The sequence below is a fragment of the Cupriavidus sp. CP313 genome, from assembly GCF_054072015.1.
Window position 1 is genome coordinate 18,691 of the sequence record NZ_JBSVZB010000017.1, and the last position, 20,367, is coordinate 39,057.

The window sequence follows — 20,367 nt, forward strand, 5'->3', positions numbered from 1 at the left end:
TCAACCGCGCCGCGATGGCTGGGTGCCCGAGCAATGCCCCGCCCCGTCATGAAACGTTCATCTGCCCGTGGTCTAGTAGCTGCGTGTTCAAGCAGTGACATCTAAACGTATAGACGTATAGGGGTGATGATGCAAAGCGAAACCGCGCAGGCCCATGCCGCCCGCGCCGCCTGGCTCCGGATCCTGGCGACGGCGCCCACCGACGCGCTCGACGGCGCTTACCAGCGGCTTGGCCAGGCGCAAGCCCTGCCGGCCTACAGGCTGCTGCGCAAGCCGGAGTCCGGCATGGCCATGGTCCGGGCCCGCGCAGGCGGCACCGGTGCCCAGTTCAACCTGGGGGAAATCACGGTCACGCGCTGCGCGGTCGTGCTGGAAGACGGCGCTGCCGGGGCCGCGGCAGGCGTGGCCTATATCCAGGGCCGCAGCGCCCGCCACGCCGAACAGGCCGCGGTGCTGGACGCACTGCTGCAGCGCCCGGCCTGGCACCAGCGCGTGCAGGACCTCGTGCTGGCGCCGTTGGCAAGCACGCAGGCGGAGCGCGCCGCACACGCTGCGGCCACTGCCGCCCAGACCCGCGTCGAGTTCTTCACCATGGTCCGGGGAGAGGACTGAGATGACTGCCACCCAACCGATCCTGTCCACCCCCGCCGCCTCGCTGCTGCCGGGTTTCAATAACCCGGTCGACGACGCCCAGCAGGTCTTCCGCGCCGCGCTGCAGGCGTTTGCCCATCCGGGCCGGCTGCAAACGCTGCCCGTGACCAGCGGCCTGCCCGACGGCCTGTCGCCCGCGCTGGCCGCGCTGCTGCTGACGCTGGCCGATCCCGATACCCCGGTCTGGCTGCCCGCCGGCGTGCCGGCCGCGGCGCGCGCGTTCCTGCGCTTCCATTGCGGCTGCCCGCTGACCGACGATGCCGGCGCCGCGGCCTTCGTCTGCGTGCCCGCCGGCTATGCCATGCCGGCACTGGCGGACTGCGCGCAAGGCGACCCGGCCTTCCCCGACCGCTCGGCCACGCTGCTGATGGAGGTGGCCTCGCTTGCCGATGGCGACACCCTCACGCTGCGCGGCCCCGGCATCGAAACCACGCAGGTGCTGCGCGTGGCCGGCCTGCCCGCGGACTTCCGCGCCGGCTGGCGCGCCAACAACGCCGGCTTCCCGCTCGGCGTGGACCTGCTGCTGGCCTGCGGCGACCGATTCTGCGCCCTGACGCGCACCACGCTCGTGGAGGACTGACATGTACGTAGCCGTCAAAGGTGGCGAACGCGCCATCCTCAATTCCTACCGAATGCTCGATGCCTACCGCCGCGGCGATACCGCGGTGCCGGAACTCACGCTGGCGCAGATCCGCGAACAGATGCCGCTGGCGGTGTCGCGCGTGATGGCCGAGGGCTCGCTTTACGACCCGCACCTGGCCGCGCTGGCCCTGAAACAGGCCGCCGGCGACCAGATCGAGGCGATCTTCCTGCTGCGTGCCTATCGCACCACGCTGGCGCGCTTTGGCTATACCCAGCCGGTGGATACGGGCGCGATGCGCCTGCAGCGCCGGATCTCGTCCACGTTCAAGGACGTGCCGGGCGGCCAGGTGCTGGGGCCAACCTACGACTACACCCAGCGCCTGCTGGATTTCACGCTCGAAGCGGGCCGCAACCCCGAGCCGCTGCCGCCCTCGCCCGAACCCCTCGCCGCCAGCATGCCGCGCGTGACCGGCCTGCTGGAAGCGGATGAACTGGTCGAAGCCGACCAGATCCCCGCGGGCGACCCCACGCCGCCCGACCTGACGCGCGAGCCGCTGGCCTTTCCCGCCAGCCGCGCCGCGCGCCTGCAGAACCTGGCGCGCGCCGATGAAGGTTTCCTGCTGTCGATGGGCTATTCCACCCAGCGCGGCTACGGCAACTCACACCCGTTCGCAGCCGAGATCCGCTACGGCACGGCCGAGGTCGAGCTGTTCGTGGAAGAACTGGGCTTCGCGGTCACCATCGGCGAGGTCGAGCTGACCGAATGCCAGATGGTGAGCCAGTTTGCCGGCAATGCCGACGAAGCCCCGCGCTTCACGCGCGGCTACGGACTGGTGTTCGGCTACAACGAGCGCAAGGCCATGTCGATGGCGCTGGCCGACCGCGCCATGCGCGCCGAAGAGCTCGGCGAAGCCGCCGACGCCCCGGCCAACGATATCGAATTCATGCTGTATCACAGCGACAACGTCGAGGCCTCCGGCTTCGTGCAGCACCTGAAGCTGCCCCACTACGTGGACTTCCAGGCCAACCTGGAACTGCTGCGCCGGCTGCGCGCGGAACAGGACGGTGCCGTGGCCGCTACCGTCCAGGCACAACCGCAACCGCAAGAGGAGACCCTGGCATGACCACCGCCGACACCACCATGGCCACGGGCATTGCCCGCGACGAGCACTACAACTTCGGCTACCTGGACGAGTCGACCAAGCGCATGCTGCGCCGCGCGCTGCTCAAGGCCGTGGCGATTCCCGGCTACCAGGTGCCCTTCGGCAGCCGCGAGATGCCGCTGCCCTACGGCTGGGGCACGGGCGGCATCCAGGTGACGGCCGCCATCATCGGCAAGGATGACGTGCTCAAGGTGATCGACCAGGGGTCGGACGACACCACCAACGCCATCAATATCCGCCGCTTCTTCGGCCGCGTCACCGGCGTGCAGACCACCGAGCGCACCGCCGAGGCCAGCATCATCCAGACCCGTCACCGGATTCCGGAAACGCCGTTGCACGCGGGCCAGACCATGGTGTTCCAGGTGCCCATCCCTGAGCCGCTGCGCTGGCTGGAACCGAGCGAGGGCGAGACCCGCACCATGCACGCACTGGCCGAGTACGGCGCGATGCACGTCAAGCTGTATGAGGACATCGCCCATCACGGCCAGATCGCCACCACCTACGACTACCCCGTGATCGTCAACCAGCGCTACATGATGCGGCCGTCGCCGATCCCCAAGTTCGACAATCCCAAGCTCGACCGCAGCCCCGCGCTGATGCTGTTCGGCGCCGGGCGCGAGAAGCGCGTCTATGCCGTGCCGCCGTACACCGCGGTCAAGAGCCTGGACTTCGCCGACCATCCCTTCACGGTGGAAAAGTGGTCCAGTTGCTGCGCCCAGTGCGGCGCCACCGACAGCTACCTGGACGAGATCATCACCGACGACGCCGGCACGCGCCTGTTCGTGTGCTCGGACACCGAGTACTGCGCCGACCGCCAAGCGGCACAAGCGGTGAAGACTGCCGCGGGAGGCGCCCGATGAGCGCGACCCCACTGCTGTCGGTGCGCAACCTGACGCGCACCTGGGACGGCGTGCATGGCTGCCATGACGTCAGTTTCGACCTGTACCCGGGCGAGGTGCTGTGCGTGGTGGGCGAATCGGGCTCCGGCAAGAGCACGCTGCTGCAGGCCTTGTCGATGCAGGCGCCGGCGCAGCGCGGCAGCGTCAGCTACGACATGCGCGAGTCCGGCCTGACCGACCTGGCCACGCTGTCCAGCGCGCGCTTGCGGCTGCTGGCCCGTACCGACTGGGGCTTCGTGCGCCAGCACGCGCGCGACGGCCTGCGCATGCAGGTCAGCGCCGGCGCCAATATCGCCGAGCGCCTGATGGCCGTGGGCGAGCGCCACTACGGCAACCTGCGCGAGGTCGCCGGCAACTGGCTGGAGAAGATGGAAATCGACCTGGCCCGGCTGGACGACGTGCCCGGCACCTTCTCCGGCGGCATGCAGCAGCGTTTGCAGATCGCACGCAACCTGGTCACGCATCCGCGCCTGGTGTTCATGGACGAGCCCACGGCGTCGCTGGACGTGTCGGTGCAGGCCCGCCTGCTCGACCTGCTGCGCCGCCTGGTGGCGGACCTGGGCCTCGCCGCCGTGCTGGTCACGCACGACCTGGCCGTGGCGCGCCTGCTCGCGCACCGCACGCTGGTCATGCAAGGCGGCCGCGTGGTGGAGCAAGGCCTGACCGACCAGATCCTCGACGACCCGCAGCACCCGTACACGCAGTTGCTGGTCTCTTCCATCCTGCAGGGCTGACGACGATGCACGCAGAACACCCACAGAAACTGGTCGAGGTCCGCGCCCTCGGCAAGATGTTTACGCTGCACAACCAGGGCGGCATCCGCCTGCCGGTGCTGCGCGCGATGGATTTCGATGCCGCCCGCGGCGAATGCCTGGTGCTGTCCGGGCCGTCCGGCACCGGCAAGAGCACGCTGCTGCGCTGCCTGTACGGCAACTACCTGGCCACCGAAGGCAGCATCCGCCTGCGCGATACCAGCGCCGAGGGCGAGCCGTGGGTCGAGCTGACCCGCGCCCCCGAACAGCGCGTGCTGAAGCTGCGCCGCGACGTGATCGGTTATGTCAGCCAGTTCCTGCGCGCGATTCCCCGCGTCGGCGCACTCGACGTGGTGGCCGATCCGCTGCAGCAGCGCGGCGCCAGCCATGAGGAAGCCCGCGCCCGCGCGGCAGAACTGCTGGCACGGCTGAACCTGCCGCGCCGGCTGTGGGACCTGCCGCCGGCCACTTTCTCCGGCGGCGAGCAGCAGCGCGTGAACATCGCGCGCGGCCTGATCGGTGGCCACCCGATCCTGCTGCTGGACGAGCCCACCGCCTCGCTGGACGCCGACAACCGCGCCGTGGTGGTCGACCTGATCCGCGAGGCCCTGGCCGAAGGCCGCGCGCTGATCGGCATCTTCCACGACGAAGCGGTACGCGATGCCGTGGCCACGCGCCTGCTGCCGCTGCAACCCGCTACCGCCCTTGCCTGATTTGATCCCAGAACGGAATCCCAGAACGGAGCCGGACATGTCTGCTACCTACCTGACCCACGCCACCCTGGTGCTGCCGGACCGCGTGCTGCACGACAGCGCGCTGCTGATCGAAGATGGCCGCATCGCCGCCATCGAACCGGCACCCGCCGCGGTGCCCGCCCACGCCGCCGTGATCGACCTGCATGGCCACACCGTGATGCCGGGCCTGGTCGACGTGCATTGCGACGCCATCGAGAAGGAAGTCGAACCGCGCGCCAGCGTGCTGTTCCCGCTGGACTTTGCCGTGGCCCAGGTGGACCGCCGCAATGCCGCGGCCGGCATCACCACGCCGTACCACGCGCTGTCGTTCGCCGGCAACCAGTTCGGCGTGCGCAATGTCGACACCGCCGCCACGCTGGTGCGCACCCTGGCCGCGTATCGCCGCCACAGCCTGGTCGACAACCGCATCCATTGCCGCTACGAAGTCACCGATTCCAGCGCCGTGCCGGTGCTGGAAGCGCTGATGGCCGAGGGCGTGGTCGACCTGCTGTCCGTGATGGACCACTCGCCGGGCCAAGGCCAGTTCAAGACCATGGATGCCTACCTGGCCTACATGATGGGCAACCACGGCATGAGCCGCGAGGAAGCCGCGGATGCGGCCCACAAGAAGGCCGCCGCGCTGGAAGGCGCGCATGAGCGCGTCAACCGGCTGGTGGCCAGGGCGCATGCGCTGGGCATCCCTACCGCCAGCCATGACGACGATTCGCCGCAGCGCATCGCCGCCATGCACGCGCTGGGCGTGCGCATGAGCGAGTTCCCGATCAACCTGGAAACCGCGCAAGCCGCGTGCGCCCAGGCGCTGCCGACCATCCTGGGCGCGCCCAACGTGCTGCGCGGCAAGAGCCAGAGCGGCTCGATGCGCGCCATCGACGCCATCCACGCCGGGGTCGGCACCATCCTGTGCTCGGACTACCAGCCGTCCACGCTGATCGCCGCCGCGTATGCCGCCGCGCGCCTGGCCGACCTGCCGCTGAACCAGGCGCTGGCGCTGGTCACCGCCAATCCCGCCGACGCCTGCCTGCTGGACGACCGCGGGCGGCTGGCGCCGGGGCTGCGCGCGGACCTGATCGCCGTGTCCGGCGTGGCGGGCCAGCCGATGGTCACGCATACCTGGTCTGGCGGGCGGCTGGTGTTTGCGGCGGGGTATCCGTCGGTGCGGCACGTTGGCGATGCCGCCATGCCGCGCGAAACCGCGCTGCGCGAGGTGGCATAAGGAGGATTGGCCTGGATTCGTAAGAATCCGCCGCGCCTCCGCCAAGCGGCTGCTTTGAACAGGAAGTCGATCGATTGTATTGCGGTAGCCGGTCAGGAGGCCTTGACGCGCTCAATCTCTTCCTCGACCTCGCGCAGGCGGTCTTTCCCAAAGTAGATTTCGCCATTGACGAAGAAGGTCGGCGAGCCGAAGGCGCCACGCTCAAATGATTCCTGGGTGTTCTTCAACAGCGTTTCCTTGACCACGGGGTCATTCATTCGTGAAAGGAGGCGCTCGGCGTCCAGCCCCGCCTCATGCAGCACAAGCCCGATCGTTGCCGTATCGTCCATCTTCTTTTCCTGTTCCCACATCGCGGCGAACACCACATCAACGTAACGCTGGAAGCAGCCTTCGAAACTTGCTGCAACCGCGCCGCGCATGATCTGCAAAGTGTTGACCGGAAAATGCGGGTTGTACCGGTAAGCGGTCAGCCCGTGTTTTTCGACAAAGCGCCTGATCTCCAGCCGGCCGTACTCCTGCTTGTTCTTGATGCCGGCGAAGGCTTCAGCCGGTGAGCGGTTCCCCGTGAAACGGAATAGTCCTCCCAGAAGGACCGGCACATACTCGAATCTCACCTCGGTGCGGTGCTCGATGGACGGGATGACCTTGTGCGTGAGGTATGAATTAGGGCTACCAAAATCGAAGTGGAATTGCACGACAGGCGTGTTCATTGGGCGTCTCTCCAAGGTAGGTCAGCGTAGGCGGCTGGTTGTGGATCAAGGTACGTGTCGGCAGCGGGAAACGTTCAACCGTTCTTCTTGTAGTGAATCAGTTCGAGTACCGCCTTCTCTCGGGCCATCGTGGTGTTTGCGAAGCGTCGGTACTGATCCGGGCTCATGTACATGGGTTCCATGTCATAGTGGGCCAGTGCCTCCCGGAAACTGCCTTGCTCCATCGCTTGCTTGAAGGCCGCATGCAGTTTGGCCACGATGGCCGCCGGTGTTCCGGCCGGTGCCGCGAGGCCCCAAGGCGAAGACTGCGCCAGGTTGATACCCGATTCCCTGAGGGTCGGCACATTGGGAAAGCGCGGCATACGCTTCTCTCCCCAGACTGCCAACAGCCGCATCTTGCCGCTCTCGACGTAAGGTACCCAGCCCGAGGTTTCGGCCGCGGACTGGACGTGACCGGCAAGCAAGGCCTGCAAGGATTCACTGGTGCCCTTGTAAGGAACGTGATTGAGCTCAATGTCCGCCATGCGGGAGATTTGCTCCATCGTCAGATGGTTGGTCGTCAGGGCGCCGGGCGTGCTGTAGGTCAGCTCACCCGGGTGCTTTCTGGCGTAGGCGACGTAGTCTGCAAGGGAATGGATCGGCGATGATGCAGGCACGACAATGCCGAACACATAGCCGGTCAGGCCCAGGATGTAGGCAAGGTCTGCCGGATTCCAGTTGATGTCGGTCGTGTATGGCAGGCGGAAGACGCCCTGGGGAATCACAGCCAGCGTATAGCCGTCAGGCCTGGCCGACTGCAGCATCTGTGCCGGCAGCACGCCTGCCGCCCCTGGCTTGTTCTCGATGACGATCGATTGCCCAAGTATCTTCGAGGCATTGGCTGCCAGGGTTCGCATTGGAATGTCGGTGGACCCCCCAGGCGGAAAACCCAGCAAGATCCGGATCGGGCGATCGGGGAATTTGCTGGCATCCGCCTGCGCAAAGGCAAGTCTGGTCGCTAGCGGCAAACTGCTTCCCGCTATCCCCAGTGCCGTGAGATTGAAGAACTGTCGCCTATTCATCGCTGTCTCCTGAACATTTGAGATGTCACCTGGGTTGCTTGCGCGGGGGCGGCGATCAGCAGCGCGCAGACGCCGACACGCCAAAGGCAAGGTGCCGTCAATGCGTGGCGCTGTTGCCAGGCGTCTGTTCGATCGCAGTCAGTTGCCGGAGGGGCGCAGGCGGCTGCAATCAGCCGCAATGCATTACCAGGCCTCGATCCAGGGGCGCAGGTCGAGTTCGTGCGTCCACGCGTCGCGCGGTTGCTGATGCAGCATCCAGTACGTGTCGGCAATGTGCTCAGGATTGAGAATGCCGTCGCGATCCTTCAGGGCGTAGCGCTCGGGGAAGTTTTCGCGAATGAACTCTGTGTCGATGGCGCCATCGACGATAGGGTGCGCCACATGAATGCCCTTCGGGCCAAGTTCCTTTGCCATGGATTGCGCCAGCGCGCGCAGGCCATGCTTGGCCCCTGCAAAGGCGGAAAAGCCGGCCCTGCCCCGCAGACTGGCGGTTGCGCCAGTGAAGAATATCGAGCCGCGAGCGCGGGGAACCATCACTCTGGCGGTCTCCCGTCCCATCAGGAAGCCGGCAAAGCAAGCCATCTCCCATACCTTGTAGTAGACGCGCGCGGTCGTATCCAGCAGGTCATAGCGGACGTTTGCGCCAATGTTGAAGACTGCGACCTCAATTGGCGCGATGTTCGACTCGATGTCCTGGATCAGTGCTGTGACGTCCTCCTCCTTGCGGGCGTCCGAACCGAAAGCATGGGCGACGCCGCCTTCTGCTTCGATCTGGGCAACCAGGGGTGCGAGCTTGTCCGCGTTACGCCGTGTGACGCATGCGATATACCCCTCGCGTGCAAAGCGGCGGGCAATGGCACCACCGGTCGCGTCGCCGGCGCCCATGACGAGTATGGCTTTCTTGTCACTCATTGTGTCTCCTTTGTATTTCTCTTTGCGGAACGATGAACTGCATTGCGGTTTAGTATGGGTGTTGCCCCAGCGAGCGTCAATGCGATTTGGCTTATTTTTCTGCTGAAATCGCCTTCTTGCATGCCGCACAGCAGGTCTATAGACTGCATTGCAGTTCAACAAGGGTGATTTGGAGACAAAGATGAGTGAGCCGCATTCTGTCCCGGCGATCGGGTTTCGTCGCATCCATGAGGTGATCGACCCCTGGGTCCACAGTCAGCCGCAGGGAACGGCGCTGGTGGACAAGCGTTTCCGCCTTAGCTATGCGGAGCTCGCCACGGCGGTCCGTGGGGCTGCGCTGCAGTTGGGGGAACTCGGCGTGCAACCCGGCGACCGCGTCATGCTGGTGGCCGAGAACTGCGCCGCCCTGGCGGTGCTTGTGCTGGCCGCCAGCCGGTGCGACGCATGGGCGGTGGTGGTCAATGCGCGCCTCTCGCCGCGAGAGATTGACAGTTTCATCGAGCATTCAGGCGCGCGTCGCGTCCTCTATGCATCAGATGTTTCCAAGGAGGCCGCCAGCCATGCCGACCGTGCGGGCGCAGTCCCCTGCGCTTGGCCGTTGGTGGGTGAGTTGGCCGTTGGCCCACTGAATGAAACTGCGAGCTCGGAACCCGTCAAGGTTGAGCCAGGGGACCAGGTTGCCGTGATGCTCTACACCTCGGGCACCTCTGGCGAGCCCAAGGGGGTGATGCTTACGCATGCAAACCTGCTTTATGTGGCCACGCTGTCGCGGCAACTGCGGCAGTTGAGTCCCGCCGATAGTATTTACGGTGTACTGCCGATGGCGCATGTGGTCGGCCTGTCGTCACAGCTGGTCGGATCTCTCTCGTGTGGCTGCGTCCTGCATCTGGAGGAGCGCTTCTCGCCGGAAGCCCTGGTGAACGCGTTGCGCGCGGCTGGCATCACCGTTCTGATTGGCGTTCCGGCGATGTATGCAAGGTTGCTTGAATGGTGTGGGCGAACCGGTACGGCGCTGGACGGCCACGGCTTGCGCATTATCGGAACCGCCGGCGCACCGCTGACGCGTGAGCTGAAGTCGGCAGTGGAGCTGGCATTCGGCATGCCGCTGCAAAATGGATACGGTCTCACTGAGATGTCTCCTACGATTGCGCAGACGCTGCTCGAGTATCCGCGCCAGGATTGCTCCGTGGGGCCGCCCGTGCCCGGCGTGGAAGTCCGGATCATCGACGCATCAGGTGACGACGTGGCGCCAGGTGGTGCGGGCGAGCTGTGGGTGCGTGGCCCCAACCTGATGAAGGGCTACTACAAGGACGCGGTGCAGACCCGTGTCGCGGTCAATGCCGACGGCTGGCTCAATACCGGCGACATGGCCAGGCAAGGCGAAGATGGGGTGCTTTTCATCGTCGGGCGAACCAGGGAGTTGATCATTCGTTCCGGGTTCAACGTCTACCCGGTCGAGGTTGAGCAGGTGTTGAACAGCCATCCTGCCATCGTGCAGTCGGCTGTGGTCGGGCGCCAGGCCGAGGGGAACGAGGAGGTGGTCGCCTTCGTTGAGCTTGCCGAGGGGGTGCCCGTGGCGCGCGACGAACTGGAGGCCTACCTGCGCGAACGCCTCTCACCCTATAAGGTGCCGACGGAGATCCGGTCGATGGTGCAGCTGCCGGCAGCGCCGACGGGGAAACTGCTCAAGAGCGAGATAAAGAAGCTGGCGGCAAGCGAGGCCGACGCGCGCCAGACCGTGCTGTAGCCGCCATCCCGCGCGCGAAGGCATGCGGTGACGAGGCCAGGAATTGTGCTAACTTGTGCGGCTCTACAAGGCATTGCCAGACAGCGGCACAAGGCATGGACTGGGCCCCAGATCTGCCGGCGCGAGGGGCATGCGCTGCAATCGCGCAAGGAAAATCAAGATGGCAACAGGATCGAAGCAAGAAGAGCTGCATAACACGTTGGCCACGGAAGGCAACGAGGCTGACGAGGAGCCCCGGGGCGACGAAAGCCAGGACCGCCATTTCGTCACCGCGCTGGCGCGGGGGCTGGAGGTACTGAGTTGTTTTCGCAGTGGTGACAACTTCCTTGCCAACCACGAGATTGCCATGCGCTGTGGACTGCCGAAGTCGACCGTTACCCGGCTGACTTACACGCTGACGAAGCTGGGCTACCTGCATCTTGTTCCGGACAGCGGCAAGTACCGGCTCGGCACGGCAACGGCGGCGCTCGGCAGCTCCATGCTGGTGAACCTCGACGTGCGCCAGGTGGCACGGCCGTTCTTGCAGCGCTTGGCCGCCGAAACCGGGGCGGTTGTCGCGCTGACAACACGGGACCGGCTTTCAATGCTGTATCTCGAATGCTGCCGCAGCACCTCGATCGTCACGCTCAGCCTTGATGTCGGCTCTCGTATCCCGCTTGGAACCAGTGCGGCGGGGTTCGTCTTGCTGGCAGCCCTGCCAGCCAGCGAGCGGGCGGATTTAATGGAGCGAATCCGCGCCTTGGACGAAGGCAATTGGCCGAAGGTCGAGCGGGGCATCCTGCAAGCGGTCGATGAATACCAGGCGACCGGCTGCGCGACTTCGGCTGGCACCTGGGTCAAGGAGGTCCATGGCATCGCCACGCCGCTGTGGCCGGGGCGCGGGCTGCCTTTGATGGCGGTGAGCGTAGCCGGTGCAGCAGGCTATTTCCCCGTCGCACGACTGCACGAGGAAATCCGGCCGAAGCTGCTGGACACCGTGAGGGAAATCGAGCGCAACCTCGGTCAGCGCTCGGACGAGCCAGTGCCGGTCAGGCCGGCAACACTGTAGCGCTGGCTACGGCCGTTCGCTGCCGGCCGATGGCGGCTTCACCGGCCGAGGGACCGGATCAGGCTCCGGGGTTGAACCCCAGCGCCGTGCTGACCGCGCGCGCCTCGCGCCGCACGGCGCTGCCGATGGGCCCGTCGATGGCGGGATCAAAGCCGCCGGTGGCGCCCAGTGCCGTCAGCACCGCGCAAACGCGCCCGGTGTAGTCGCGTACCGGCGCCGCCACGGCGCTGATGCCGGTCAGGTTGGTGTCGCGCACCCAGGCGCAGTCGTCGGCCTGCACCGCGCGGCGCAGTGCGCCGATGGGGTCTTTGGCATCGAGCAACGCCAGCCGCGCCGGGCTGGCCGTGGCCAGTTCTTCTTCGGCCTGTGCATGCACGCGCTTTTCATCGAGCAGGCCCAGGAACACGCGCCCGGTGGCCGACCACAGCAGCGGCATCACCGAACCCGCGCGCACGTTCACCGTCACCGGCAAACCCGGTTCTTCAAAGCGCATGATGGTCGGCCCCTTGTTGCCCATCACCGCGACAAAGCAGGTCACTTCCAGTGTTTCGCGCAGGCGCACCAGCGAGGCTTCGGCCAGCCGGATCGGGTCGGCCTGCCGCATCGCCGCCATGCCGATCTGCAGCGCCTCGAAGCCCAGGTGGTATTGCTGCGTACCCACCTCCTGCGCCACCAGCCCCTCTTCCACCAGGCTGACCAGGTAGCGGTGCACCTTGGCCGGGCTTTCGTCGATGTGGGCGGCCAGCGCGGTCAGGCTGGCGCGCCCGCCCAGCCGGGCCAGTCCCTTGAGCACCGCCATGCCAGTGACCGCCGATTGCACGCGCTGGCGGCGCTCGCGCGTGCGGGGCGCGTCGGCGGGTTCGATGGGAGGTTCGGAAGCTTTCGGTCGGGGCATGGCGGGAAGATCCGGCAAACGGTGAGCGGTCATCACATGGAAGGCGGATCAAGCCATGCGGCCGCTGCAGGTCAGTTCAAGGTTAACCCGCATTCAATCATTACGCAATGCGTATATGATTTACGCAAAACAGAAACACCGGTGCCGTACACCGGGCTGACCAACAAGGAGACAAGCCCCCCATGCCCCGCCCCCACTTCAAGCGCCTGGCCATTGGCGCCCTGGCCCTGCCGATGCTGGCCGCAGTCCCCGCGCACGCCGCCGACGCCTACCCTGCCAAGCCTATCCGCTGGATCGTCCCCTACGCCGCCGGCGGCGGTTCGGACTTCCTGGCGCGCACCATCAGCCAGGGGCTGTCGGCCAAGGTCGGCCAGCCGGTGGTGGTGGACAACAAGCCGGGCGGCAATACCGCCATCGGCGCGGCCGAGACGGCGCGCTCGGCCGCCGACGGCTATACCGTGCTGTCGGCCGACAACGGCACGCTGGTGTTCAACCCCGTGCTGTACAAATCGCTCTCCTACAACCCCGGCAAGGATCTGGCTCCGGTGACGCTGCTGGGCCGCTTCCCGATGATCCTGGTGGTGGGCGCGACCAGCCCGGTCAAGAGCGCCAGGGAATTCATCGCGCAGACCAAGGCCACCCAGGGCGGCATCAACTACGGCTCGGCAGGCGCGGGCAGCCCGCACCACCTGGCAATGGAGTTGCTGAAGGTGGAAGCCGGCCTGTCGATGACGCATGCCCCGTACCGCGGCGCTGCGCCTGCGCTGTCGGACGTTGCCGCCGGGCAGGTGGTGGCGATGATGGTGGACTATGCCGCCGGCGCCGGCTTTATCAAGGGCGGCAAGGTCCGGCCGCTGGCGGTGGCCAATGCCACCCGACTGCCGCAGTTGCCTGACGTGCCGACCTTTGCCGAACTGGGCTACCCGCGCGTGGAAGCTGCCGCGCTGGTGGGCATGGTGGTGCCGGCCGGCACGCCGCCGGAGGTGGTCAACACGCTGAACAAGGACGTGGTCGCGGCAATCCGTGAGCCCGCTGTCAACAAGCGGCTGGTGGACTTCGGCGTGGAGCCGGTCGGCAACTCGCCGGCGCAGTTCAGCGAGCTGCTGCGCAGCGAGTCCACCCGCTGGACCACGCTGATCCGCGACCTGAAGATCACGCTGGACAACTGAGTCCGGCCGCAACACCGAATGGCCGTCCGACCCTGATCGGACGGCCCTGTTTTTCGCCAGGAGTACGCAGTATGGCCAACCCCTCCCCCAGCGCCGCGCGCAGCGGCTGCCCGATCGACCACAGCGCCTTGACCGCTCCCAACGGCTGCCCGGTCAGCCACAACGCGGCGCAATTCGATCCCTTCGGCGACGGCTACCAGCAGGACCCGCCCGAATACGTGCGCTGGTCGCGCGAGCAGGAGCCGGTGTTCTACAGCCCCAGGCTGGGCTACTGGGTGGTCACGCGCTACCAGGACATCAAGGCGATCTTCCGCGACAACCTGACCTTCAGCCCGTCGATCGCGCTGGAGAAGATCACGCCCACCGGCGACGAGGCCAATGCCGTGCTGGCCTCCTATGGCTACGCCATGAACCGCACGCTGGTCAACGAGGACGAGCCCGCCCACATGCCGCGCCGGCGCGCGCTGATGGCGCCCTTCACGCCCGCGGAACTGGCGCACCATGAGCCGCTGGTGCGCCGCCTGGCGCGCGAGTATGTCGACCGCTTTATCGACGATGGCGGCGCCGACCTGGTCGACCAGATGCTGTGGGAGGTGCCGCTGACCGTAGCGCTGCATTTCCTGGGCGTGCCCGAAGAGGACATGGACCTGCTGCGCCAGTACTCCATCGCCCATACCGTCAACACCTGGGGCCGGCCGAAGCCGGAGGAACAGGTGGCCGTGGCGCATGCCGTGGGCAACTTCTGGCAGCTGGCGGGCCGCATCCTCGACAAGATGCGCGAGGACCCGTCCGGCCCGGGCTGGATGCAATACGGCCTGCGCAAGCAGAAAGACCTGCCCGAGGTGGTCACCGACTCCTACCTGCATTCGATGATGATGGCCGGCATCGTCGCCGCGCATGAGACCACCGCCAATGCCTCGGCCAATGCCATCAAGCTGCTGCTGCAGCATCCGGATGCGTGGCGCGAGATCTGCGACGATCCATCGCTGATCCCCAATGCGGTGGAAGAATGCCTGCGCCACAACGGCTCCGTCGCCGCATGGCGGCGGCTGGTGACGCGCGACGCCGAGGTCGGCGGCATCCACCTGCCCGCGGGCAGCAAGCTGCTGATCGTCACGTCGTCTGCCAACCATGACGAGCGCCATTTTGCCGATGCCGACCTGTTCGACATCCGCCGCGACAACGCCAGCGAGCAGCTCACCTTCGGCTACGGCTCGCACCAGTGCATGGGCAAGAACCTGGCGCGCATGGAGATGCAGGTCTTCCTGGAGGAACTGGCACGCCGGCTGCCGCATATGCGCCTGGCCGAGCAGACCTTCACCTACGTGCCCAACACCTCGTTCCGCGGCCCGGAGCACCTGCTGGTGGAATGGGACCCCGCGCAAAATCCCGAGCGCCGCGACCCGGCCTTGCTCGACGTGCACCAGCCGGTACGCATCGGCGAGCCGTCCGCACACACCATCGCCCGCACGGTGGTGGTCGAGCGCGTCACGCCCGCCGCCGACGGCGTGGTCCGGCTGCGGCTGGCGGCGCCTGACGGCAAGCCACTGCCGCGCTGGGCCCCGGGCTCGCATATCGACGTGGAATGCGGCGATACGGGGCTGTCGCGCCAGTATTCGCTGTGCGGCGATCCGGACGATGCGGGTGCGCTGGAGATTGCCGTGCTGCGCGACCCCGACAGCCGCGGCGGCTCGGCCTGGGTGCATGGCAGCGTCCAGGCCGGCGACCGCCTGCGCATCCGCGGGCCGCGCAACCACTTCCGCTTCGATGAAAGCTGCAAGCGCGCCATCTTTATCGCCGGCGGCATCGGCATCACGCCGGTCAGCGCGATGGCGCGGCGCGCCCGTGCGCTTGGCATCGACTACGAATTCCACTACTGCGGCCGTTCACGCAATGCGATGGCGATGCTGGATGAACTGCAGGCCCTGCACGGTGCACGGCTGCAAGTCCATGCCAGCGATGAAGGCCAGCGCGCCGACTTCGGCAAGCTGCTGGCGCAGCCGGATCCGCGCACCCAGGTCTACGCCTGCGGCCCGCAGCGCATGCTGGATGCGCTGGCCGAGCGCTGCGCGGCGTGGCCGCAAGATGCGCTGCGCGTGGAGCACTTCGTATCGAAGCTGGGCACGCTGGATGCGTCGAACGAACAGCCCTTTACCGTCGAGCTGAAGGACTCCGGCCTGGTCATGGAAGTCCCGGCTGGCCAGACCCTGCTGAGCGCGCTGCGCGGCGCCAATATCGACGTGCAGAGCGATTGCGAGGAAGGCCTGTGCGGGTCCTGCGAGGTGCGCGTGCTGGCCGGCCAGGTCGACCATCGCGACGTGGTGCTCACGCGCAGCGAGCGCGAGGCCAACCAGCGCATGATGGCGTGCTGTTCGCGCGCCTGTGGCGGCGGCCGGCTGGTGCTGGAGCTCTGAGCGCCCGCCCGTCAGGCGGTGGCGTTGAAGGCGTCGTGGTATTGCACGCTGCCGGTCGGATAGCCGCCGTCGAACGCCAGTGCCTGGAAGTACTCGGGCGGCACGCCCTGCAGGACCAGCCCCGGCCGCACGGCGAAGCCGAAGCGGCCGTAGTAGCCGGGATCGCCCAGCACCACACAGCCGGCGGCGCCAAGGCTGCGCAGTTGGTCCAGCGACGCGCGCATCAGTTGCGAGCCGATGCCCTGCCCCTGCAGGTCCGGCGCCACCGAGATCGGGCCCAGTCCGTACCAGCCTGCCTCACCAGACGACACCGTTACCGGCGAAATCGCCACGTGGCCCACCAGCCTGTCGCCGGCCTGTGCCACCAGCGACACCGTCAACTGGCCGGCGCGGCGCAGCGCATTGACGACGAAAGCCTCGGTGCGGCTGGTGTGCGGCGCCGTCAGGAAGGCGGCGGTGGTCAGCCGGGCGATGGCGTCGGCGTCGGACGGCGATTCTGAGCGGATCTGCACGGACATGCCGGGACTCGGGACTTCGATCAGGTCTTGGGGACTCGGATTCTACGCTCCCCGTTCGCTGGCATGCCGCGGCCGCCAGGGCAAGCCACTGTTGCGCCGTAGGACAACGCCTGACAACAGCGGCAAGGCGCCAAGGCTAAAGTAGCAGCGCGAACCCCAAGGCAATCCTGTTCCCGTTGCGTCATGCGCCCTGCCCCTGCTGCCCCCGCCGTCCCTGATCGCCATCCTTTGCGCCATGCCGCTGTGTGCCTGGGCCTGTCCCTGCTGGCCGGGCCACTTGCCCTTTCCGCCACCGTGGCTGCCCCGCCTGCGCCGTCCCCGCAACTGTCCGGGCTGGCCACGCTGCTGCTGGGCACGGTGCGCGGCAAGCCCACCGGCATGAACGGCGTGACCCGCCTGACCGCGGGCGATGTCGACCGTGAGCTGCGCATGGCCTGCCAGGAGTTGATGCGCGCCGGCCCGGTCGACCTGGACGACACCACCCGCTTCGACGGCTGCGTGACGCGGCCGGGCAAGATTGTCGAGTTCCGGCTGAAGGTTTCAGGGGTGGATGCGGCGCGTGACGATACCCGCGAGTTCATGGCGACGGCCAAGCCGATCCTGGAGCGCGGCATCTGCCGCAACCCGGATGTGCCGGTGCTCGGCAAGCTGGGGGTCAGGCTGCGCTACCACTACCTGGCCGGGCAGAAATCGCTGGTCTTGCTGGATATCCCGCCGGACCAGTGCCTGAGGAAGTGAGGCCGCCGCACGCGCGCCGTTTCAAGACCCTTTTCCGCCCCCCAGCACCTCATCGCAAACCGCCAGCCATGCCCGCGCCGCATGCGACAGGTAGCGTCCCGGCGACCAGATATGGGCCATGGTCCAGTCCATTGCCGGCTCGGTCAGCCGCGCCATGGCCAGCGTGCCCTGGCCCTGCAGGCGCTCAGCCAGCGGCTGCGGCAGGAAGGTAGTGCCCAGCCCCGCCGCCGCCATCGACGCCAGGAAATCCCAGTGCCCGCTGCGCGCCACCACGCGCGGCTCGATGCGTGCTTCCAGAAATGCCTGCCGCAGCTTGCGCGTCAGCGAGAAATCATCCGTCAGCATCACCAGCGGCTCATTGCGCAGCGCCGCCAGCGTGACGGTGCGCCCGCGCGCCCAGGCAGCCTTGCGCGGCCCCACGGCCCAGATCGGGTAGCGGCCGAACTGGCGCGTTTCCAGCGCCAGGCCGCTGTCGCCCGGCAGCACCGTGGCGCCGACTTCCAGCTCGCCGCTTGCCACCAGTTGCTCCACCACCTGGCCGCCGTGCTCGTCCAGCGTCAGCGACAGGTTGGGATAGCGCCGCCGGAAGGCGCTGACCGCCGGTGAAAAGAACAGGTTGACCATCGGCGGGATCCCCACCGTCAACTGCCCCCGGCCCAGCGAGGACAGGTCGGACACCTCCAGCGTCAGCCGGTGCACCACGCCCAGCGCCTCCTGCCCGCGCTCGTAGACCACGCGGCCCACGTCGGTCAACCGCACGCTCTTGCCTTCACGGATCAGCAGCGGCTGGCCGACCTCGTCCTCCAGCTGCTTGACCATCTTGCTGATGGTCGACTGGGTGACGAACAGCGAGGTCGCGGCCTGGGTAAAGCTGCGCAGCCGGGCAGTCTCGACGAAATAGCGCAGCGCGCGAATATCGATGGGCATGGTGCTGAGGGACGGCGAGCGGGCTGCCGGCAGGCCGCTTTCGCGATCCATGAACAAAGGGAATGGAAAGACCAATATTAAATCATGAATGGAATGCGAGAGGTTTGGCTACACTTCGCTTCCACACATCGCCCCCGCCCAACTGCGCCGCCAATGAAGCGTGGAGCGGCAGGCCGCGGTGTGCCCTCAACTCCTCCTCAAGACCCCGCTCCATGGCTAGCTGGCCGAATGCACGACAGTGGCTGTTCTCGCTGAAGGCATTCGCCGCCGCGATGCTGGCGCTCTACATCGCGCTGGCGCTGGGCCTGCCGCGGCCGTACTGGGCCATGGCGACGGTGTACTTTGTTTCCCATCCCCTGACCGGCGCCACCCGTTCCAAGGCGGCCTACCGCGTGGCCGGCACGATGCTGGGCGCCACTGCCGCGGTGGCCACGGTGCCGCAGCTGGTCAACATGCCGATCGTGCTGATGGGCGCGATCGCGCTGTGGATCACCGTGCTGGTGTACCTGTCGCTGCTGCAGCGCACGCCGCGCAGCTATGTGTACCTGCTGGCGGCCTACACCCTGCCGATCGTCGCGCTGCCGGCCGTCAGCGCGCCGGCGCAGATCTTCGATATTGCCGTGGCCCGGATCGAGGAAATCGTGATCGGCATCGTCTGCGCCGGGCTGGTGGGCTCGGTCGTCTTCCCGGCCAAGGTGGCGCCCGCGCTGCGGTCCCGCGCAGCCACCTGGCTGGCCGACGCGGCGGCCTGGGCATCGGACATCGTCACCGGCAGCCCGCGCGCCGACGACAGCCGCCACCGGCTCGCCGCCGACATCCTGGCGCTGGACCAGCTGGCCAGCCAGCTGGCCTATGACACCGAGGGCAGCCACACGCTGCGCCATGCCCGCGCGCTGCGCCAGCGCATGACCATGCTGATGCCGCTGCTGTCGTCGCTGGAAAGCGTGCTGCAGGCGCTGCGCAGCCATGCGGACGGCATGCCGCTGCCACTGCGCGAGGCCCTGGCTGCGACGACCGCCTGGCTGGCGACCGATGCTGCCACGCCGCCTCCCGTCGCCACGGGCGGCTGGCCTGCCGATGGCCGCGCGGGCGAGGTCGACTGGCAAGCCGGCCTCGCCGCCACGGCGGCGGACCAGCTGCAGCGCCTGGGCACCTTGTACGCTGAATGCCGGGCCCTGCAGCAAGGCATCGGCGACCGCAGCGCCGGCGCGCCGCTGCTACGCGGCGACCCGGCCCCGGAGACTGCCGGCCATCACCACGACCACGGCATGCTGCTGTTCGGCGCCGTGTCCAGCGGCCTGGCCGTTTTCTGCGCGGGGCTGCTGTGGATCTTCTCGGGCTGGGAGGACGGCGCCGGCGCGGTCGCGGTGGCATCGATCGCCTGCTGCTTCTTTGCGGCCATCGACGAGCCGCGCCGCATGGCCGGTGCCTTCCTGCGCTGGAGCACGATCTGCCTGCTGGTGTCGTCCGGCTACCTGTTCCTGGTGGTGCCGCACGCGCACACCTTTGAAGCGCTAGCCGCGATGCTGGCGCTGCCCTACCTCGGTATCGGCCTGCTGATCGCGCGCCCGGGCTTCCAGTTGATTGCGATGCTGCTGTCGGTGAACACGGCCTCGTTCGCCAACGTGCAGGCGGTGTTCGATGCGGATTTCCTCGGCACCTTCAATACCTGCCTGGCCAGCGCCGCGGCAATGCTGTTCGCGCCGCTGTGGTCGATGGCGGTACGCCCGTTCGGCGCGCGCGCGGCGGCGCACCGGCTGGTGCGCGCCAGCTGGCAGGACCTGGCCCAGGCCGCCACGCTGCGCGCGGCCGATGGTGATGCGCGGCTGGGCGCGCGCATGCTTGACCGGCTCGGCCAGCTGGTGCCGCGGCTGGGGGCTGCCGGCGATCCCTTGTCGTCCGACGGCTTCCACGCGCTGCAAGTCGGCTACTGCGCGCTGGCGCTGCAGAAGGCGCTGCCGGCCTTGCCGCCCGCGGCGCGCAAGCCGGTGCGCCGTGTACTGGCCGCGGTGGCGCGGCATTTCCGCGCACGGCTGCGCGCGGGCCATGCCGTGCCGGCGCCGGCGGGGCTGGCCGGCTGGGTGGCCGATGCCATCGCCGGCGTGGCCGCGCTGCCCGCAAGTGGCCGCTCTGACCACCGCGGCACGCTCGGCGCGCTGGTGGTGCTGCAGGTCACGCTGCTGCCTGGCCCGGCGGCTGCCCTGCCCCGCTGA

At 67.6% G+C, this 20,367-nt stretch carries 19 protein-coding genes; 13 read left to right on the plus strand and 6 right to left on the minus strand.

Features of this window, described 5'->3' with window-relative positions:
• Window positions 1–126: 126 nt before the first annotated feature.
• Genes phnG through ACW4E8_RS22040 form a run of 7 tightly spaced genes read left to right on the plus strand, consistent with a single transcriptional unit; the run spans window position 127 to window position 6,015 of the window.
• Window positions 127–612, plus strand: a complete 486-nt coding sequence (gene phnG, locus ACW4E8_RS22010; RefSeq protein ID WP_153956203.1) for a phosphonate C-P lyase system protein PhnG — start codon at window positions 127–129, stop codon at window positions 610–612.
• 1 nt (window position 613) lies between these two features.
• A complete protein-coding gene (gene phnH / locus ACW4E8_RS22015) occupies window positions 614–1,231 on the plus strand; it encodes a phosphonate C-P lyase system protein PhnH (protein WP_456806487.1) in 618 nt (205 codons plus the stop codon).
• Window position 1,232: 1 nt separating this feature from the next.
• Entirely contained in the window at window positions 1,233–2,357 is a 1,125-nt protein-coding gene (locus ACW4E8_RS22020) for a carbon-phosphorus lyase complex subunit PhnI (RefSeq protein WP_456806488.1), read from the plus strand.
• Window positions 2,354–3,256, plus strand: a complete 903-nt coding sequence (locus ACW4E8_RS22025) for an alpha-D-ribose 1-methylphosphonate 5-phosphate C-P-lyase PhnJ (protein WP_456806489.1) — start codon at window positions 2,354–2,356, stop codon at window positions 3,254–3,256. Before ACW4E8_RS22020 ends, ACW4E8_RS22025 begins: the two co-directional genes overlap by 4 nt.
• Window positions 3,253–4,029, plus strand: a complete 777-nt coding sequence (gene phnK / locus ACW4E8_RS22030; protein WP_456806490.1) for a phosphonate C-P lyase system protein PhnK — start codon at window positions 3,253–3,255, stop codon at window positions 4,027–4,029. Before ACW4E8_RS22025 ends, phnK begins: the two co-directional genes overlap by 4 nt.
• Window positions 4,030–4,034: 5 nt before the next feature.
• Window positions 4,035–4,760 (plus strand): phosphonate C-P lyase system protein PhnL, encoded by a 726-nt coding sequence (gene phnL / locus ACW4E8_RS22035; protein ID WP_456806491.1) that lies wholly within the window; start codon window positions 4,035–4,037, stop codon window positions 4,758–4,760.
• A 37-nt stretch (window positions 4,761–4,797) separates the two neighbouring features.
• Window positions 4,798–6,015 carry an alpha-D-ribose 1-methylphosphonate 5-triphosphate diphosphatase gene (locus ACW4E8_RS22040; RefSeq protein WP_456806492.1) on the plus strand — a complete coding sequence of 406 codons (1,218 nt, stop codon included), beginning with the start codon at window positions 4,798–4,800 and terminating at the stop codon, window positions 6,013–6,015.
• Between the two features lie 92 nt (window positions 6,016–6,107).
• Here ACW4E8_RS22040 and ACW4E8_RS22045 read toward each other — a convergent pair whose 3' ends face one another.
• From ACW4E8_RS22045 to ACW4E8_RS22055, 3 genes are all read right to left on the minus strand, one after another.
• Complete coding sequence (locus ACW4E8_RS22045; protein WP_456806493.1) at window positions 6,108–6,725, minus strand: DsbA family protein; 618 nt, start codon at window positions 6,723–6,725, stop codon at window positions 6,108–6,110.
• 74 nt (window positions 6,726–6,799) lie between these two features.
• Window positions 6,800–7,786 carry a tripartite tricarboxylate transporter substrate binding protein gene (locus tag ACW4E8_RS22050; RefSeq protein ID WP_456806494.1) on the minus strand — a complete coding sequence of 329 codons (987 nt, stop codon included), beginning with the start codon at window positions 7,784–7,786 and terminating at the stop codon, window positions 6,800–6,802.
• 183 nt (window positions 7,787–7,969) lie between these two features.
• Window positions 7,970–8,698 (minus strand): SDR family oxidoreductase, encoded by a 729-nt coding sequence (locus ACW4E8_RS22055; protein WP_456806495.1) that lies wholly within the window; start codon window positions 8,696–8,698, stop codon window positions 7,970–7,972.
• A 181-nt stretch (window positions 8,699–8,879) separates the two neighbouring features.
• On the opposite strand from ACW4E8_RS22055, the gene ACW4E8_RS22060 reads away from it, so the two are divergent.
• Complete coding sequence (locus tag ACW4E8_RS22060; protein WP_456806496.1) at window positions 8,880–10,445, plus strand: class I adenylate-forming enzyme family protein; 1,566 nt, start codon at window positions 8,880–8,882, stop codon at window positions 10,443–10,445.
• Window positions 10,446–10,605: 160 nt separating this feature from the next.
• Complete coding sequence (locus ACW4E8_RS22065; RefSeq protein ID WP_456806497.1) at window positions 10,606–11,493, plus strand: IclR family transcriptional regulator; 888 nt, start codon at window positions 10,606–10,608, stop codon at window positions 11,491–11,493.
• A gap of 58 nt (window positions 11,494–11,551) precedes the next feature.
• Here the strand turns inward: ACW4E8_RS22065 and ACW4E8_RS22070 are convergent, their stop codons facing one another.
• Window positions 11,552–12,388, minus strand: a complete 837-nt coding sequence (locus tag ACW4E8_RS22070) for an IclR family transcriptional regulator (protein WP_456806498.1) — start codon at window positions 12,386–12,388, stop codon at window positions 11,552–11,554.
• Window positions 12,389–12,570: 182 nt separating this feature from the next.
• Here ACW4E8_RS22070 and ACW4E8_RS22075 point away from each other — a divergent pair, with 182 nt between their 5' ends.
• Entirely contained in the window at window positions 12,571–13,557 is a 987-nt protein-coding gene (locus ACW4E8_RS22075; RefSeq protein WP_456806499.1) for a Bug family tripartite tricarboxylate transporter substrate binding protein, read from the plus strand.
• A gap of 71 nt (window positions 13,558–13,628) precedes the next feature.
• A complete protein-coding gene (locus ACW4E8_RS22080) occupies window positions 13,629–15,971 on the plus strand; it encodes a cytochrome P450 (RefSeq protein ID WP_456806500.1) in 2,343 nt (780 codons plus the stop codon).
• 11 nt (window positions 15,972–15,982) lie between these two features.
• Here ACW4E8_RS22080 and ACW4E8_RS22085 read toward each other — a convergent pair whose 3' ends face one another.
• Complete coding sequence (locus ACW4E8_RS22085) at window positions 15,983–16,489, minus strand: GNAT family N-acetyltransferase (protein ID WP_456806501.1); 507 nt, start codon at window positions 16,487–16,489, stop codon at window positions 15,983–15,985.
• 183 nt (window positions 16,490–16,672) lie between these two features.
• Between ACW4E8_RS22085 and ACW4E8_RS22090 the strand changes: the two genes are divergently transcribed.
• The gene (locus ACW4E8_RS22090; protein ID WP_456806502.1) at window positions 16,673–17,227 is read left to right on the plus strand and encodes a hypothetical protein; all 555 of its coding nucleotides are present in this window, start codon (window positions 16,673–16,675) and stop codon (window positions 17,225–17,227) included.
• Between the two features lie 21 nt (window positions 17,228–17,248).
• Here ACW4E8_RS22090 and ACW4E8_RS22095 read toward each other — a convergent pair whose 3' ends face one another.
• Entirely contained in the window at window positions 17,249–18,154 is a 906-nt protein-coding gene (locus ACW4E8_RS22095) for a LysR substrate-binding domain-containing protein (RefSeq protein WP_456806634.1), read from the minus strand.
• A gap of 212 nt (window positions 18,155–18,366) precedes the next feature.
• On the opposite strand from ACW4E8_RS22095, the gene ACW4E8_RS22100 reads away from it, so the two are divergent.
• A complete protein-coding gene (locus tag ACW4E8_RS22100) occupies window positions 18,367–20,367 on the plus strand; it encodes an FUSC family protein (protein ID WP_456806503.1) in 2,001 nt (666 codons plus the stop codon).

What these genes read in the sequence shown, in the direction of transcription:
- phnG (WP_153956203.1), top strand. Translation starts at nt 127, where the DNA reads ATGATGCAAAGCGAAACCGCGCAGGCCCATGCCGCCCGCGCCGCCTGG.
- phnH (WP_456806487.1), top strand. Translation starts at nt 614, where the DNA reads ATGACTGCCACCCAACCGATCCTGTCCACCCCCGCCGCCTCGCTGCTG.
- ACW4E8_RS22020 (WP_456806488.1), top strand. Translation starts at nt 1,233, where the DNA reads ATGTACGTAGCCGTCAAAGGTGGCGAACGCGCCATCCTCAATTCCTAC.
- ACW4E8_RS22025 (WP_456806489.1), top strand. Translation starts at nt 2,354, where the DNA reads ATGACCACCGCCGACACCACCATGGCCACGGGCATTGCCCGCGACGAG.
- phnK (WP_456806490.1), top strand. Translation starts at nt 3,253, where the DNA reads ATGAGCGCGACCCCACTGCTGTCGGTGCGCAACCTGACGCGCACCTGG.
- phnL (WP_456806491.1), top strand. Translation starts at nt 4,035, where the DNA reads ATGCACGCAGAACACCCACAGAAACTGGTCGAGGTCCGCGCCCTCGGC.
- ACW4E8_RS22040 (WP_456806492.1), top strand. Translation starts at nt 4,798, where the DNA reads ATGTCTGCTACCTACCTGACCCACGCCACCCTGGTGCTGCCGGACCGC.
- ACW4E8_RS22045 (WP_456806493.1), bottom strand. Translation starts at nt 6,725, where the DNA reads ATGAACACGCCTGTCGTGCAATTCCACTTCGATTTTGGTAGCCCTAAT.
- ACW4E8_RS22050 (WP_456806494.1), bottom strand. Translation starts at nt 7,786, where the DNA reads ATGAATAGGCGACAGTTCTTCAATCTCACGGCACTGGGGATAGCGGGA.
- ACW4E8_RS22055 (WP_456806495.1), bottom strand. Translation starts at nt 8,698, where the DNA reads ATGAGTGACAAGAAAGCCATACTCGTCATGGGCGCCGGCGACGCGACC.
- ACW4E8_RS22060 (WP_456806496.1), top strand. Translation starts at nt 8,880, where the DNA reads ATGAGTGAGCCGCATTCTGTCCCGGCGATCGGGTTTCGTCGCATCCAT.
- ACW4E8_RS22065 (WP_456806497.1), top strand. Translation starts at nt 10,606, where the DNA reads ATGGCAACAGGATCGAAGCAAGAAGAGCTGCATAACACGTTGGCCACG.
- ACW4E8_RS22070 (WP_456806498.1), bottom strand. Translation starts at nt 12,388, where the DNA reads ATGCCCCGACCGAAAGCTTCCGAACCTCCCATCGAACCCGCCGACGCG.
- ACW4E8_RS22075 (WP_456806499.1), top strand. Translation starts at nt 12,571, where the DNA reads ATGCCCCGCCCCCACTTCAAGCGCCTGGCCATTGGCGCCCTGGCCCTG.
- ACW4E8_RS22080 (WP_456806500.1), top strand. Translation starts at nt 13,629, where the DNA reads ATGGCCAACCCCTCCCCCAGCGCCGCGCGCAGCGGCTGCCCGATCGAC.
- ACW4E8_RS22085 (WP_456806501.1), bottom strand. Translation starts at nt 16,489, where the DNA reads ATGTCCGTGCAGATCCGCTCAGAATCGCCGTCCGACGCCGACGCCATC.
- ACW4E8_RS22090 (WP_456806502.1), top strand. Translation starts at nt 16,673, where the DNA reads ATGCGCCCTGCCCCTGCTGCCCCCGCCGTCCCTGATCGCCATCCTTTG.
- ACW4E8_RS22095 (WP_456806634.1), bottom strand. Translation starts at nt 18,154, where the DNA reads ATGCCCATCGATATTCGCGCGCTGCGCTATTTCGTCGAGACTGCCCGG.
- ACW4E8_RS22100 (WP_456806503.1), top strand. Translation starts at nt 18,367, where the DNA reads ATGGCTAGCTGGCCGAATGCACGACAGTGGCTGTTCTCGCTGAAGGCA.